Below are 13838 nucleotides of genomic sequence, written 5' to 3'. Positions count from 1 at the left end.
CCGAGCCTCAGGCTGTCCGGGGTGTGCCGCCGGCGGTCGGGCCCTTGATGGTCAGCGGCTGCCCCGCCACCACCAGCAGTACCTCGTCACAGGCCTCGGCGACCGCCATGTTCAGCCGGCCCAGAGTATCCCGGAACCGCCGCCCGGCCGCGGTGGCGGGGACCACGCCCAGCCCCACCTCGTTGCTGACCGCCACCACCTGGCGCCGCGTCACCCGTACCGCCTCGGCCAGTTCGGCGCACCGCCGCTCCACCGAGCCGGCCGCCCGTCGCTCCCAGGCCGCGTCGTCCCAGGCGTCCGCCTGGTCCATCACGGTGGTCAGCCACATGCCCAGGCAGTCGACCAGCACCGGGGCCGGATCGTCGGTGGCGGCCAGGATCGGCTCCAGGTCCACGGTCTCGGCGGTCCGCCAGCTCGCCGGCCGCCGCCCCTGGTGCAGGGCGACGCGCTGCGCCCAGTCCGGGTCGTCGGCCCGCCAGCCGCCGGTGGCCGCGTAGAGCACGTCGGTGTGCTCGCGCAACAGCCACTCGGCCCGGGTGGACTTGCCCGACCGGGCGCCGCCGAGGATCAAGGTACGAGTCATGCGGGTCATCCTGGCGCACGGGGTTGAGCGGTGGTGCGGCGGGCAGCCTGATCCCTGCGCGGTAGCCTGCGCGCAGCAGAACCCAGGAGCAGCAGGAAGGGAGCCGGGCATGGTCTGGACGTGGCGGTACGAGGCGGCGGACGGTTCGGTCCTCACCCCGCAGGACGGGGCCGAGGAGTTCACCAGCCAGGGCGACGCCGAGTCGTGGATCGGCGAGGAGTGGAAGCGCCTGCTGGAGGACGGCGTCGAACGGGTGGTCCTGCTGGAGGACGACGCGGAGATCTACCCGATGAGCCTGCGCGCGGCCTGAGCCGGCGTCAGATCGCCTGCCGCGTGGGCTACTTGGCGCCGACCAGGTGGATCAGCGCGGCGACCTGACGGTACGGGTCCACCCGTCCGGCCCGGTCCTCGGCCTCCAGCAGCTGACCGAGCTGGCGGCCGTCCACCGGCGCGGCGTGGTCCGGCATGCCGTCGGTGAAGACCCGCACGCCGTACCAGTGCCGCAGCGGCACGGCGACCTCGCGCAGCGTGGTGGCCAGGTCGGCCAGCCGGTCGGCCCGGGCGGTCAGGCCCAGGCGGTTGGCGTAGTGGTCGGAGTCGAAGGCCTGCAGCGCGGCCCGCCAGTCGCCGGTCAGTCCGAACCGCATGGCCAGCGCGTCCCGGTTGCGGGCCAGCAGCGAGAGCAGCCCGCCGGGAGCCACCATCCGGGCGAGCGAGGCGATCAGCGGGTCGGGGTCGGGCAGGTACATCAGCACGCCGTGGCAGAGCACCACGTCGAAGCTGCCGGGCCCGAACCAGCGTCCGCAGTGGTGCCCGTCGCCGCTCAGCAGCCGGACCCGCTCGCGCACCTCGGGCGGCTCGGCGGCGAGCATCGCCTGGGCGGCCCCGAGGGTGACCGGGTCGGAGTCGAGGCCGGTGACCAGGTGTCCGGCCCGGGCCAGCCGCAGCGCCTGGGTGCCCTGGCCGCAGCCGACGTCCAGCACCCGCAGCGACGTCTGCTGGGCGCGCGCGCCGAAGTGCGCGGCCAGCTGTTCGGCGAGCTGGCGGGCCACCATCTCCTGGCGGACCAGGTTGTGCAGGCCGCCCTGCCGCTCCAGCCAGGCCCCGGCGCCGCCGGCGAAGGAGCCGCTGCGGGCGGGCAGCCCGTGGTGCTGGCCGTAGCCGTAGGGGGCGACGCCCTGGTACGTGGAGCTTTGGTACGTGGTGCCCTGATAGCCGTAGCCCGGGTACGACGGTTCGCGGTCGTGACCGCCGTCGTGCTGTCCGGGCAGCGGGTACGGACCGGGCCCCGGCGTGGCGGGGGCCCAGTCGTACGCCTGCGGCTCGGCGGTCAGGGGTGCTCGCCCCGCTTCACCTGCGGCTTGGGCAGCCGCAGTCGGCGCATCTGCAGGTTGCGCATCAGGCCGTAGCCGACCGCGCCGCGAGCGTTCTCGTTCGGGAACCGGTTCGCGATCGCCTTGCGCAGGCCCAGGCCCAGGCGCAGGAAGTCGACGACGACCAGCACCAGGAAGAGCAGGAAGAGCAGCGTGGAGAGCAGCTGCAGCGACGGCACCCGCAGCACGCTGAGCACCAGGATCACCACGGCGACCGGCAGGAAGAACTCGGCCAGCGACCAGCGCGAGTCCATGTAGTCGCGGGTGAAGCGCCGCACCGGGCCCTTGTCACGGGGCGGCAGCGCACGCTCGTCGCCGTTGAGCAGCGCCAGGCGCTGCTTCTCCCGCTCGGACCGCAGCCGCTCGCGCGACTGCTTGGCGGCCTCCTTGCGGTCCTTGGGCACGGTCACCCGGGTCCGCCGGTTGGCCTCGGCGTCGCTGCGCTTGGGCGTGGGACGGCCCTTCTTCGCCTGCGGATCGCGGCTCTGGGACATGTCGTCCTGCTCGGCCAGCACGGTGGCGGAGGAGGGGGAATCATCTGAACGGCGTCGGAACACATGACAAGCGTACGTGCTGGCCCCAGAATCCCCCCCATCCCCTGATCACAGGTAGGTGTCCCTGTCAGGGAGGGTGCCCCGAGATCCCCCTGTGGGATGAGGCCACGACCGGTGCGGACGTAGCAGTCTTGTTGCAGGTAGGTGACTGCGGTCCAGGCCCCGCTGCACATACACTCGCAGTAGATTTTGGTACGAGATAGAACCCGCAGCCCGGAGAAGGGGGCACCCGAGGCCCATGAGCGACGGAATCATGAAGCGTATGGGGCTGATCTTCCGCTCCAAGGCGAACAAGGCCCTGGACCGGGCGGAGGACCCGCGCGAGACGCTCGACTACTCGTACCAGAAGCAGCTCGAACTGCTGCAGAAGGTGCGCAGGGGCGTGGCGGACGTCGCCACCTCGCGCAAGCGCCTGGAACTGCAGCTGACGCAGCTCCAGCAGCAGTCCTCGAAGTACGAGGACCAGGGCCGCAAGGCGCTCTCGCTCGGCCGCGAGGATCTGGCCCGCGAGGCGCTGACCCGCAAGTCCGCGATGCAGTCCCAGATCAGCGATCTGCAGGTGCAGTACCAGCAGCTGCAGGCCGAGGAGGAGAAGCTCACCCTCGCCTCCCAGCGGCTGCAGGCCAAGGTGGACGCCTTCCGTACCAAGAAGGAGACCATCAAGGCCACCTACACCGCCGCCCAGGCGCAGACCCGGATCGCCGAGTCGTTCTCGGGGATCTCGGAGGAGATGGGCGACGTCGGCCTGGCGATCCAGCGGGCCGAGGACAAGACGGCCCAGATGCAGGCGCGCGCCGGTGCCATCGACGAGCTGCTCGCCTCCGGTGCGCTCGACGACTCCTCCGGTCTCGGCCGCAAGGACGACATCGAGGCCGAGCTGGAGCGGGTGGCCGGCGGCAGCGACGTCGAGCTGGAGCTGGCCCGGATGAAGGCCGAGCTCGGCGGCGGCTCCACCGGCCCGGCCGCGATCGAGCAGGGCGAGGGCGGTCAGCAGGACACCCCGCCGCCGTCCGTGAACTACCACAAGTAAAGCGCCCGCTTCGACAGCAGGGAGAAACGCCAGCATGATCATGAGGATCATGGGTGAGGGCCAGTTCCGGGTGGCCGATGAGCACCTGAACCGGCTGAACCAGCTCGACGACGAGCTGCTCGCCGCCCTGGATTCGGGGGACGAGACGGTGTTCCGGACCACGCTGGGCAATCTGCTCGCCGCGGTCCGCGAGGTGGGCGAGCCGGTGGCGGACGACTACCTCGGGCCGTCCGACGCGATCCTGCCGAACGAGGGCGGGACCATCGACGAGGTCCGGCAGGTGCTGCGGGCCGAGGGCGACGGACTGATCCCGGGCATCCCGGAGTAGTCACTCCCGGAGGGCGACTTCCGGTCGACGTGGGAGGGGCGGCACCCACCGGGTGCCGCCCCTCCCACGTCCTCGCGTCACGTCCTGCGGCCCGCTACGGCAGGGCCAGCATCCGGTCCAGCGCGGCCTTGGCGTACTTCTCGGTCTCCGGGTCGACCGTGATCACGTTCGGCACCCGGCCCTCGACCAGCGACTCCAGCGCCCAGACCAGGTGCGGCAGGTCGATCCGGTTCATCGTGGAGCAGAAGCAGACCGAGCGGTCCAGGAAGACGATCTCCTTGTCCGGGTGCGCCTTGGCCAGGCGGCGGACCAGGTTGAGCTCGGTGCCGATGGCCCACTTGGAGCCGGGCTCGGCGGCCTCCAGGGCCTTGATGATGTACTCGGTCGAGCCGACCTCGTCGGCGGCGGCGACCACCTCGTGCTTGCACTCGGGGTGCACCAGCACGTTGACGCCCGGGATCCGCTCGCGGACCTCGGCGACCGACTCCACGGTGAACCGGCCGTGCACCGAGCAGTGTCCGCGCCAGAGGATCATCTTGGCGTCCCGCAGCTGCTCCACGGTCAGCCCGCCGTTCGGCTTGTGCGGGTTGTAGAGCACGCAGTCGTCCAGCGAGAAGCCCAGGTCGCGCACCGCGGTGTTGCGGCCCAGGTGCTGGTCGGGCAGGAAGAGCACCTTCTGTCCCTGCTCGTAGGCCCACTCCAGGGCCCGCTTGGCATTCGAGGAGGTGCAGATGGTGCCGCCGTGCTTGCCGGTGAAGGCCTTGATGTCGGCGGAGGAGTTCATGTACGAGACCGGGACGGTGACGTCGGCTATGCCGGCCTCGCGCAGCACGTCCCAGCACTCGGCGACCTGCTCGGCGGTGGCCATGTCGGCCATCGAGCAGCCGGCCGCCAGGTCGGGCAGCACGACCTGCTGGGCCGCGGAGGTCAGGATGTCGGCCGACTCGGCCATGAAGTGCACGCCGCAGAAGACGATGTACTCGGCCTGCGGGCGGGCCGCGGCGTCCCGGGCCAGCTTGAAGGAGTCACCGGTGACGTCGGCGAACTCGATGACCTCGTCGCGCTGGTAGTGGTGGCCCAGGATGAAGACGCGGTCGCCGAGCTTCGCCTTGGCGGCGCGGGCGCGCTCGACCAGGTCGGGGTCGGAGGCGGGCGGCAGGTCGCCGGGGCACTCCACGCCGCGCTCGCTGTTCGGATCGGCCTGGCGGCCGAGCAGCAGCAGGGCGAGCGGTGTGGCGGTCGGCTCGGCGAACGCGGTGTCAACGGTGGTGGTCACGGGCGGGTGCCCTCCTGTGCGGCCGGACGCTCCCAGCCTTCTCGTCTTTCTGACGTTATCTATGATAACCGGTTCGCGTCACTCTGACGATGGCCATCGTGTCGATGTGACGTGATCGGCGCGCCACCTCGTCGGCTTGGCGGACGGACCCGACGCAGTCCCCGCGCGGCGGCTGCGCCCGGAGCGCCGAGCGTGTTCTCTAGGGCTATGAAGGCCATCGCGATCAATCGCTACGGCGGCCCCGAGGTCGTCGAATACCTTGACCTGCCCGACCCGAAGGTGGGCCCGGACTCCGTGTTGGTCCGGGTCAGGGCGGCCGGCGTGAACCCCGTCGACTGGAAGGTCCGGGAGGGCCGGATGGACGGGGTGACGGACGCCCACTTCCCGCTGATCATGGGCTGGGACCTGGCCGGCGTGGTCGAGCGGGTGGGCCCCTCCGTCACCGAGTTCACCGTCGGTGACGAGGTCGTCGGCTACGTGCGCAAGGACGCCATCGAGCACGGCACCTACGCCGAGCTGGTCGCCGCCCCGGTGCGCACGCTGGCCCGCAAGCCCGCCGGGCTCAGCTGGGCGCAGGCCGGCGGACTGCCACTGGCCGGACTGACGGCCTATCAGGGGCTGGTCAAGGCGCTCGCGGTGGAGGCCGGCGAGACGGTGCTGATCCACGCCGCGGCCGGCGGGGTCGGCGGCTTCGCCACCCAGATCGCGGTGGCGCTCGGCGCCCGGGTGATCGGCACGGCGGGCGAGCACAACCACGCCTACCTGCGCTCGCTGGGCGCCGAGCCGGTGCGCTACGGCGACGACCTGGTGGAGCGGGTCCGGGCGCTGGCGCCGCAAGGCGTGGACGCGGCCTTCGACCTGGTCGGCGGCCCGTCCCTGGTCGCCTCCCAGCACCTGGTCAAGCAGCGCGGCCGGATCGCCTCGGCGGTGGACGGAGCGGTGCTCGAGTTCGGCGGGCACTACCACTTCGCCCGCCCCGATGCCGCCGACCTGGCGGCGCTCGGCGCGCTGGTGGACGCCGGAAAGCTCACCGTCACCGTTGCCTCCACCTTCCCGCTGGCGCAGGCGGCCTCCGCCCAGCAGCTCAGCGCGGAGGGCCGCACCAGGGGCAAGATCGTGCTGCTGGTGGACTGACCAACCGGGTCCGGGAGAATGGGGCGGTGAGCGGAACGTTCCGCCCTGCCCCCGAGCCGTGGAGAGCGCGCACCCATGAGCACGAGTCGACCGCCCGAGGTGGGCGGTGTCTCCCTGGACGAGACCGACCGTCTGCTGCTGGCCCACCTGGGCCGCGACGGGCGGGCCTCGTACGCCGAGATCGGCCTGCTCGCCAACCTCTCCGCGACCGCCGTGCGCCGCCGGATCGACCGGCTGCGCTCGCGCGGCGTGGTGCGCGGCTTCACCGTGGTGCTCGACCCGGAGCTGCTCGGCTGGCAGACCGAGGCCTTCGTGGAGATCTACTGCCGTGAGCGGACCGCGCCCGAGGAGATCCTGGCCAGCCTGCGGCAGTTCCCCGAGGTCGTCGCCGCCTGGACGGTCACCGGCGACCCGGACGCCCTGATCCACCTGCGGGCCGCCGACACCCGGCACCTGGAGGCGGTGATCGAGCGGATCCGGCGCGAGCCGGGCGTCCAGCGCAGCCGCAGCTCGGTGGTGCTCTCCCGGCTGATCGGCTGACTTTCATACCAGCGCAGGATTCCTGCGCCGCCGGGCGCGAACACGCTCGAATGCTGCTCGAACAGGCGCATTCGGACGCGCGGGCTCGGACCCCCGCTGCCTAGGCTGATCTTGAGTTCTGAGCCTAAGGAGCACCTCGTGACCGCCGCCGTCCCGCACCGCATGCACCAGCCCGACAACGAGCTCGTCGACCTGGTCTTCGGCTACATGCGCGAGCGCCTGCAGTACGACCCGGTGCCCCTGGACCACCCCGGCGACGGCGAGCAACTGCGCGCCCACCTGGCCGGGCTGCTGAACGAGCACGGCAACGCCCCCGCCGACGTGCTCAAGCTCTACGACCACGAGCTGTCCCGCGCGGTGATCTCCGCCGACAGCCCGCGCTACCTCTCCTTCATCCCGTGCGCCCCGACCAAGGCGGCGCTGCTGTTCGACATGGTGGTCTCCTGCGCCTCGCTGCAGGGCATCTCCTGGCTGGAGGCGGCCGGTGCGATCGCGGCCGAGAACCAGGTGCTGCGCCTGATAGCCGACCGGGCGGGACTGCCCGAGACGGCCGGCGGCACCTTCGTCTCCGGCGGCTCGGCGGGCAACCTGTCCGCGCTGGTGGTGGCCCGCGACACCGCGCGGCGCAGGCTCGGCGTCGGCCCGGAGACCCGGCTGCGGATCGCGGTGGCCGACCAGGTGCACTCCTCGGTCAAGAACACCTTCAACATCATCGGCGTCGAGGCCTTCAAGGTCCCCACCGTCGACCGCCGCTTCACCGGCGCGGCGCTGCGCGCGGCGCTGGCCGCCGACCCCAACCCCGAGACCGTCATCGCGGTGGTCGGCACGGCCGGCACCACCAACGAGGGCATCATCGACGACCTGCAGGGCCTGTCCGAGGTCACCCGCGAGCGCGGCCTGTGGTTCCACGTGGACGGCGCCTACGGCGGCGCGGGCCTGTTCGCCCCCTCGGTGCGCGAGCGCTACAACGGCATCGAGCACGCCGACTCCTTCGTCGTCGACCCGCACAAGTGGCTCTTCGCGCCCTTCGACTGCGCCGCGCTGCTCTACCGCGAGCCGTGGCTGGCCAAGGCCGTGCACACCCAGGACGCCGGCTACCTGGACGTCCTGCACCACGAGGGCGACGAGTGGAACCCCACCGACTACGCCTACCACCTGACCCGCCGGGCCCGCGGCCTGCCGCTCTGGTTCTCGCTCGCCGTGCACGGCACCCAGGCCTACACCGACGCGATCGAGGCCGGCCTCACGCTGGCCCGGGAGAGCGCCGAGCTGATCCGGCGCACCGAGCACCTGGAGCTGCTGCACGACCCGCAGCTCTCCGCCGTCTGCTTCCGTCGCATCGGCTGGACCGAGCAGGACTACTACACCTGGTCGCACCGGCTGCTGGCGGACCAGATCGGCTTCGTCACGCCGACCGGCTGGGACGGCGAGACGGTGGCCCGCTTCGCGTTCCTGCACCCGGGCACCACGATGGCGATGGTCCAGGAGATCCTGGACACCATGGCGTAGGGCTCTCCCACGGATCTTGCCGGGCGTGCGACGCCGGTCACAGGAAGCCGCTGCTGGGCAGGTACGGGGCCGGCGGCCGCATCCCGCGCAGCGCGAGGAAACCGCGGTTGTGCAGGCTCAGGCCCAGCTCCAGGCCGACGTCCAGCGCCCATTCCTGCTCGGCGGTGAGGTACTCCACCCTGGCCTCGGTGCCCTCCGGCACCCGGGCCAGGGCCTCGCGCAGCAGCCGCACCGCGAGCCGCTTGGAGGTGGCCGCCAGCAGCTTGACGGCGCCGCCCCGGCGGTAGCAGTAGCCGCTGCCGGCCAGCGTGTCGGCGACCAGCAGCTCGTCGTGGTGGGCCAGCATCAGCTCGTGGTCCGGGCCGTGCGCCGCGCCGCGCAGCCGGCGGTCGATCGAGTCCAGCAGGTCCCGGTGGCCCGCGTTGCCCGGGTGCACCGGGATGTCCCCGGCGTCCAGCAGACCGGCCCGATCGACCCGGCCGGTCAGCCGCATGGTCGGGTGCAGGGTGTAGCCGGCCCGGCGGTAGCGGCGGGCGGCGGCCGGGTCGCCGGAGACGGTGCTCATGCCGCGCAGGCAGGCCCGGCCGTGCGCGGCGGCTCGCTCCAGCAGCACCCGGCCGACCCCCTTGCCCTGGAACTCGGGCAGCACGCAGAAGAGCGCGAGGATCCACACGCCCTCGCGGCGCATCGAGAGCGCGAACCCGATCGCCCGACCGCCCTCCTCGGCCAGCCAGCAGCCCTCGGGGTCGGTGGTCGCCAGGTGCCTGGTCCTGGCCTGCTGCCAGGCGATCTCGGCCTCGCTCGGCGACCGCGCGGGCCCGGTGCCCGGCGCGCCGAAGCACTCGGCCGCGATCAGCCGGACGGTCTCGGCGTCCACGCGGCTGTCGCGGACCTGACGCAGGATCATCCGTCCATCCTCCCCGCTCGGCCGGCCGGCAAGCGCGCGATTGCGCCGATCCGGCCGACGCGGCGGGCAGCCGGCGGCCGGTGCCCGCTTGACGCGCGGTGTGCGAGCATGGACAGACCAGGGAGCGGAGCATCGTCCGCGAACTCGGATCCACTGCCCGGAATCAATCCGGGCGGCCGCTGGTTGGCACTGGCGGCAGTTTGTCGTCATAGACCGGGAGTAAGCAGATGACCGTCCAGGACGAGACCACCGTCGAGAGTGGTCTGCTCCTTACCGATGCCGCTGCGGCCAAGGTGAAGGGCCTGCTCGAGCAGGAAGGCCGCGACGACCTCGCGCTGCGTGTCGCCGTCCAGCCCGGTGGTTGCTCGGGCCTGCGGTACCAGCTCTTCTTCGACGAGCGCTCGCTGGACGGCGATGTCGTCAAGGACTTCGGCGGGGTCAAGGTCGTCACCGACCGGATGAGCGCCCCCTACCTCGGCGGTGCCACCGTGGACTTCGTGGACACCATCGAGAAGCAGGGCTTCACCATCGACAACCCGAACGCCACCGGCTCCTGCGCCTGCGGCGACTCGTTCAGCTAGTCGTCCCGACAGCGGCGGCCCCGGAGCGTTCCGGGGCCGCCGCTGTCGTCCGTGCGGACGGGGATCGGGGATCGGCTCAGTTGCCGGCGCTGACCGGGCCGCCGTTCGGCGCCGACTCCAGCGGGATGTTCGCCCCGGTGAGCGCGTCCACCACCTCGCGGCCCTGCAGCGGCTGGGCCAGGTTGGCCACCACGGACTGCTGCTTGACCAGCGCCGGGCACATCTGGCCGACCGGCAGGTGCTGGGTGATCACCACCTGCGCCCGGACGGTGCCCGCCCGGCCCTCGTCCACCTGCAGGCCGTACTTGTCGCAGACCACGCCGAAGAAGAAGACGGTCAGCTGGTTGTCCTTGGCCAGGTAGCCGGTCGGCTTGAGCTGCGACTGCGGGTTCACCGGCGGCTGCGGGGCGGGGGTGCCGGGGGCGCCCGGCTTGACCGGGGAGCCGGGGGTCGCGCTGCCGGGCGCGGCGCCACCGCCGGTCGGCGCGGGTGTCGAACCGGAACCCGGGGCGGTGGGGGTACCCGCCGCGCCGCCGGCGGGGGAGGACGGCGACGCGGTGGGAGCCGAACTGGACGAGGCACCGGCCGACGGGGCGACGCTGCCGGACGGCGAGGAACTCGCGCTGGCGGCCGCGGCCGCGCTCTTCGGGCTGCTGCTGCCGCCGCAGGCGCTCACCGTCGCGGCGACCGAGAGCAGCAGGGCGGCGGCGGCCAGACTCCGGCGCCGACGGTTCAGCGGGGCCGACGGACGGCGGAGCTGCTCGGCGGTGGTGTTCTCGTCCATGGTGCGACGTCCTCCAGAAGGTGCGGATCCCTACAGCAGCTGTGGCTGCGCGGATCTGACGTGGCAGGACGGGATCCGGTTCCCCGGGCGGACGAGAAGCCGACCGGAACCGGTCGGCGGCTGATCAGCGGCTGATCAGAGGCCGTACTCGGCCATGCCGGCGACCAGGGCGCGGGTGCTGTCCGGGACCGTGATCGGGCCGCCGGGCTCGCTCGGCCGCCACGGGCTGTCGGCCAGCAGCGGCCAGAAGGCGCCGAGTCGACGGGAGGAGTCCACCAGGGCGTCGAGGGTGTCCGGATCGGCCTCGTCCAGCAGCGTGCGGGGGACCTCGACGGGGGAGTGACTGGGCAGCATGGGGCGGCTCCGATCGCCGGCCGCGGCCGTGTCGCCGCGCGCCACAGGGGCCCCGAAGGACCCGCTGATCGCGACCCTAGGCCGCCCGCACGGCCCCGGCCAGCCCTACCCGCAGGTAGTCATCCGGACGGGATCGCGGGCCTTCGCGCCCTTGACCGGGCCGGTGCCCGGTACCGTAGGGGGGTTCACCTCGCCTTCGCCACTAGGAGCCCAGTCGTGCGCATCGCCGTCGCCGGTTCGATCGCCACCGATCATCTGATGACCTTCCCGGGTCGGATCACCGACCAGCTGGTCGCCGACCGGCTGCACGCGGTGTCGCTCTCCTTCCTGGTCGACACCCTGGACATCCGCCGCGGCGGGGTCGCGCCGAACATCACCTTCGGCATGGGCCTGCTCGGGCTGCGCCCGGTGCTGGTGGGCGCGGCCGGCGCGGACTTCGCCGAGTACCGGGCCTGGCTGGAGCGGCACAACGTGGACACCCAGTCCGTGCACATCTCGGAGACCCGGCACACCGCCCGCTTCATGTGCACCACGGACGAGGACCACAACCAGATCGCCTCCTTCTACACCGGCGCGATGGCCGAGGCCCGCAACATCGAGCTGAAGCCGGTCGCCGACCGGGTCGGCGGCCTGGACCTGGTGCTGATCGGTGCCGACGACCCGCAGGCGATGGTGCGGCACACCCAGGAGTGCCGCACCCGCGGCTACGCCTTCGCCGCCGACCCCTCGCAGCAGCTTGCCCGGCTGGACGGCGACGACATCCGCGAGATCGTGGACGGCGCCGCCTACCTGTTCACCAACGAGTACGAGGCCGGGCTGATCGAGTCCAAGACCGGCTGGGACGCCGCCGAGGTGCTGACGCGGGTCGGCATCCGGGTCACCACGCTGGGCGCCAAGGGTGTGCGGATCGAGCGCAAGGGCGAGCCGGACATCACCGTGCCGTGCGTGCCCGAGCTGAAGAAGGCCGACCCGACCGGCGTCGGCGACGGCTTCCGGGCCGGCTTCCTGGCCGGCCTGCACTGGGAACTCGGCCTGGAGCGGGCCGCCCAGATCGGTTGCGCGCTGGCCACCCTGGTGATCGAGACCGTCGGCACCCAGGAGTACGAGCTGCGCACCGGCCACTTCCTGGAGCGCTTCGCCGCCGCCTACGGCGAGCAGGCGGCGGCCGAGGTGCGCGCCAAGCTCAGCTGACCCCGGGCCGCTTGGTGAGCTGCTCCTTCGCTGCGGGCGGGTGCCGCCTCGCCCCCAGCCTTCGGCCGGGAGGTGTCCCCATCTCGGCGGCCCCCACCCTCCGCTGCGTCGCAGCTCAGTCGCTCAGCTGACCCCGGGCCGCTTGGTGAGCTGCTCCTTCGCTGCGGGCGGGTGCCGCCTCGCCCCCAGCCTTCGGCCGGGAGGTGTCCCCATCTCGGCGGCCCCCACCCTCCGCTGCGTCGCAGCTCAGTCGCTCAGCTGACTCTCCTCACCGAGTACGCGAACCCCCGGTCCGCCCCGTAGGCGCTGGCCGGGGTTTCGCCTTCGTAGGCCTGGCCGCGCATCTCGCACCACGCGGGGATGTCCAGCCGGGCCGCCTCGTCGTCGGCCAGCACCACCACCAGCCCGCCGGGCGGCACTTCGCCGAACCGCTTGGCCAGCTCGATCACCGGCAGCGGGCACCGCTTCCCCAGCGCGTCGATCACCAGCTGTCCGGTCGGTGGATCCGAGGGCACCGTCAACTCCAGCCCCAGCGGCGCCCGGACCCGCGCCACCACCTCGGGCAGTACCGCGAGGAAGCGGTCCACCTGCGCCCCGGTCGTCCCCGGCGGCAGCGACACCCGCACGTTGCCCTCGGTGAGCACCCCCATCGCGGCCAGCACGTGACTGGGGGTCAGGGTGCTGGAGGTGCAGGAGGAGCCGGAGGAGACCGCGATGCCGGCCCGGTCCAGTTCGCCCAGCAGGACCTCGCCGTCCACGTAGAGGCAGGAGAAGGTGACCAGGTGCGGCAGCCGGCGCACCGGATCGCCGACCACCTCGACCTCCGGCACCAGGTGCGGGACCCGGGTCCTGATCCGCTCCACCAGCGCGTGCAGCCGGGCGTTCTCGGTCTCGGCCTCGGCCCGGACGGCACGCAGCGAGGCCGCCGCCGCCACGATCGCCGGGACGTTGACGTACCCGGGCACCCGGCCGCCCTCGCGCTCGTCGGCCGGCAGCGCGGAGTTGAACCGGACGCCCTTGCGGACCGCGAGGACGCCGACCCCGGCCGGGCCACCCCACTTGTGCGCACTGGCCGTCAGCAGTGACCAGCCGTCGGGCGCGGGCAGCCGGCCGATGCTCTGCGCGGCGTCCACCAGCAGCGGCACCTCACCGAGCAGCGCGGCGGTCTCCGCCACCGGCTGCACCGTGCCCACCTCGTGGTTGGCCGACTGGAGCACCGCCAGCGCGGTGTCGGGGCGCACGGCGGCGGCGAACCGCTCGGCGTCCACCCGGCCGCCGCGGTCCACCGGGACCACGGTGACCTCGCCGCCCGCCCCCTCGTGCTGCTCGGCGGTGTGCAGCACGCTGGAGTGCTCCACCGCCGAGTGCACCAGGTGACGGCCCGTCCGCCGCCGCCCGCGCAGCGCGCCGAGCACGCCCAGCTGCACCGCCTGGGTGCCGCTGGTGGTGAAGGAGACCTCGTCGGGCCTGGCGCCGATCAGCTCGGCGACCGTCTCGCGGGCGGCGTCCAGCAGCATCCGGGCCTGCCGTCCGGAGCGGTAGAGCCGGGCCGGGTCGGCCCAGCCCTCCTCCAACGCGGCGGTCAGCGCCTGCCGGGCGACGGGGTGCAGCGGAGCCGTGGAGGCCACATCGAAATACAGACTGTCAGTCGACGTCACGACCGACACGCTATCCGGCCCTCACGGCCCGTCAGA

General features: G+C 72.7%; 15 protein-coding genes and 1 pseudogene. 8 read left to right on the top strand and 8 right to left on the bottom strand.

Annotated elements, in window-relative coordinates:
* Window positions 1–7 precede the first annotated feature (7 nt).
* A pseudogene (cobU, locus tag ABH937_RS20525) lies at window positions 8–577 on the bottom strand (bifunctional adenosylcobinamide kinase/adenosylcobinamide-phosphate guanylyltransferase); the annotation flags it as partial.
* Between the two features lie 115 nt (window positions 578–692).
* On the opposite strand from cobU, the gene ABH937_RS20520 reads away from it, so the two are divergent.
* Window positions 693–893: a hypothetical protein gene (locus ABH937_RS20520; protein ID WP_280686928.1), complete on the top strand. Its 201-nt coding sequence runs from the start codon at window positions 693–695 to the stop codon at window positions 891–893.
* Between the two features lie 28 nt (window positions 894–921).
* Here ABH937_RS20520 and ABH937_RS20515 read toward each other — a convergent pair whose 3' ends face one another.
* On the bottom strand, window positions 922–1638 hold the full coding sequence (locus tag ABH937_RS20515; protein ID WP_280686929.1) for a bifunctional 2-polyprenyl-6-hydroxyphenol methylase/3-demethylubiquinol 3-O-methyltransferase UbiG: 717 nt from the start codon (window positions 1636–1638) through the stop codon (window positions 922–924).
* Window positions 1639–1913: 275 nt separating this feature from the next.
* Window positions 1914–2513, bottom strand: coding sequence for a DUF3043 domain-containing protein (locus tag ABH937_RS20510; protein WP_280686930.1), 600 nt, complete (start codon window positions 2511–2513; stop codon window positions 1914–1916).
* Window positions 2514–2763: 250 nt separating this feature from the next.
* On the opposite strand from ABH937_RS20510, the gene ABH937_RS20505 reads away from it, so the two are divergent.
* Together ABH937_RS20505 and ABH937_RS20500 are read left to right on the top strand one after the other, a co-directional pair.
* Window positions 2764–3540, top strand: coding sequence for a PspA/IM30 family protein (locus ABH937_RS20505; RefSeq protein WP_280686931.1), 777 nt, complete (start codon window positions 2764–2766; stop codon window positions 3538–3540).
* A gap of 34 nt (window positions 3541–3574) precedes the next feature.
* Entirely contained in the window at window positions 3575–3868 is a 294-nt protein-coding gene (locus tag ABH937_RS20500; RefSeq protein WP_280686932.1) for a hypothetical protein, read from the top strand.
* A gap of 94 nt (window positions 3869–3962) precedes the next feature.
* On the opposite strand, the gene nadA is transcribed toward ABH937_RS20500, so the two are convergent.
* Window positions 3963–5144 (bottom strand): quinolinate synthase NadA, encoded by a 1182-nt coding sequence (gene nadA / locus ABH937_RS20495; protein ID WP_370219019.1) that lies wholly within the window; start codon window positions 5142–5144, stop codon window positions 3963–3965.
* 207 nt (window positions 5145–5351) lie between these two features.
* Between nadA and ABH937_RS20490 the strand changes: the two genes are divergently transcribed.
* The 3 genes from ABH937_RS20490 (at window position 5352) to ABH937_RS20480 (ending at window position 8327) form a co-directional block, all read left to right on the top strand.
* The gene (locus ABH937_RS20490; protein ID WP_280686934.1) at window positions 5352–6278 is read left to right on the top strand and encodes an NADP-dependent oxidoreductase; all 927 of its coding nucleotides are present in this window, start codon (window positions 5352–5354) and stop codon (window positions 6276–6278) included.
* Window positions 6279–6353: 75 nt separating this feature from the next.
* The gene (locus ABH937_RS20485) at window positions 6354–6818 is read left to right on the top strand and encodes an Lrp/AsnC family transcriptional regulator (protein WP_280686935.1); all 465 of its coding nucleotides are present in this window, start codon (window positions 6354–6356) and stop codon (window positions 6816–6818) included.
* Between the two features lie 138 nt (window positions 6819–6956).
* On the top strand, window positions 6957–8327 hold the full coding sequence (locus ABH937_RS20480; protein WP_280686936.1) for a pyridoxal-dependent decarboxylase: 1371 nt from the start codon (window positions 6957–6959) through the stop codon (window positions 8325–8327).
* A 37-nt stretch (window positions 8328–8364) separates the two neighbouring features.
* Here the strand turns inward: ABH937_RS20480 and ABH937_RS20475 are convergent, their stop codons facing one another.
* The gene (locus ABH937_RS20475; RefSeq protein ID WP_370219018.1) at window positions 8365–9234 is read right to left on the bottom strand and encodes a GNAT family N-acetyltransferase; all 870 of its coding nucleotides are present in this window, start codon (window positions 9232–9234) and stop codon (window positions 8365–8367) included.
* A 227-nt stretch (window positions 9235–9461) separates the two neighbouring features.
* Between ABH937_RS20475 and ABH937_RS20470 the strand changes: the two genes are divergently transcribed.
* Window positions 9462–9815, top strand: coding sequence for an iron-sulfur cluster assembly accessory protein (locus ABH937_RS20470; protein WP_280686938.1), 354 nt, complete (start codon window positions 9462–9464; stop codon window positions 9813–9815).
* A 76-nt stretch (window positions 9816–9891) separates the two neighbouring features.
* On the opposite strand, the gene ABH937_RS20465 is transcribed toward ABH937_RS20470, so the two are convergent.
* A complete protein-coding gene (locus ABH937_RS20465; RefSeq protein WP_280686939.1) occupies window positions 9892–10599 on the bottom strand; it encodes a hypothetical protein in 708 nt (235 codons plus the stop codon).
* 135 nt (window positions 10600–10734) lie between these two features.
* On the bottom strand, window positions 10735–10953 hold the full coding sequence (locus ABH937_RS20460; protein WP_280686940.1) for a hypothetical protein: 219 nt from the start codon (window positions 10951–10953) through the stop codon (window positions 10735–10737).
* A 216-nt stretch (window positions 10954–11169) separates the two neighbouring features.
* On the opposite strand from ABH937_RS20460, the gene ABH937_RS20455 reads away from it, so the two are divergent.
* The gene (locus ABH937_RS20455; RefSeq protein ID WP_280686941.1) at window positions 11170–12144 is read left to right on the top strand and encodes a carbohydrate kinase family protein; all 975 of its coding nucleotides are present in this window, start codon (window positions 11170–11172) and stop codon (window positions 12142–12144) included.
* Between the two features lie 254 nt (window positions 12145–12398).
* Here the strand turns inward: ABH937_RS20455 and ABH937_RS20450 are convergent, their stop codons facing one another.
* The gene (locus tag ABH937_RS20450) at window positions 12399–13802 is read right to left on the bottom strand and encodes a cysteine desulfurase/sulfurtransferase TusA family protein (protein ID WP_370219017.1); all 1404 of its coding nucleotides are present in this window, start codon (window positions 13800–13802) and stop codon (window positions 12399–12401) included.
* Window positions 13803–13838 lie beyond the last annotated feature (36 nt).

Source organism: Kitasatospora sp. GAS1066B (assembly GCF_041262605.1).
Taxonomy (GTDB): domain Bacteria; phylum Actinomycetota; class Actinomycetes; order Streptomycetales; family Streptomycetaceae; genus Kitasatospora.
The sequence above is the reverse complement of the archived record's forward strand: the minus strand, read 5'-3'. Positions and strand labels throughout refer to the sequence as shown.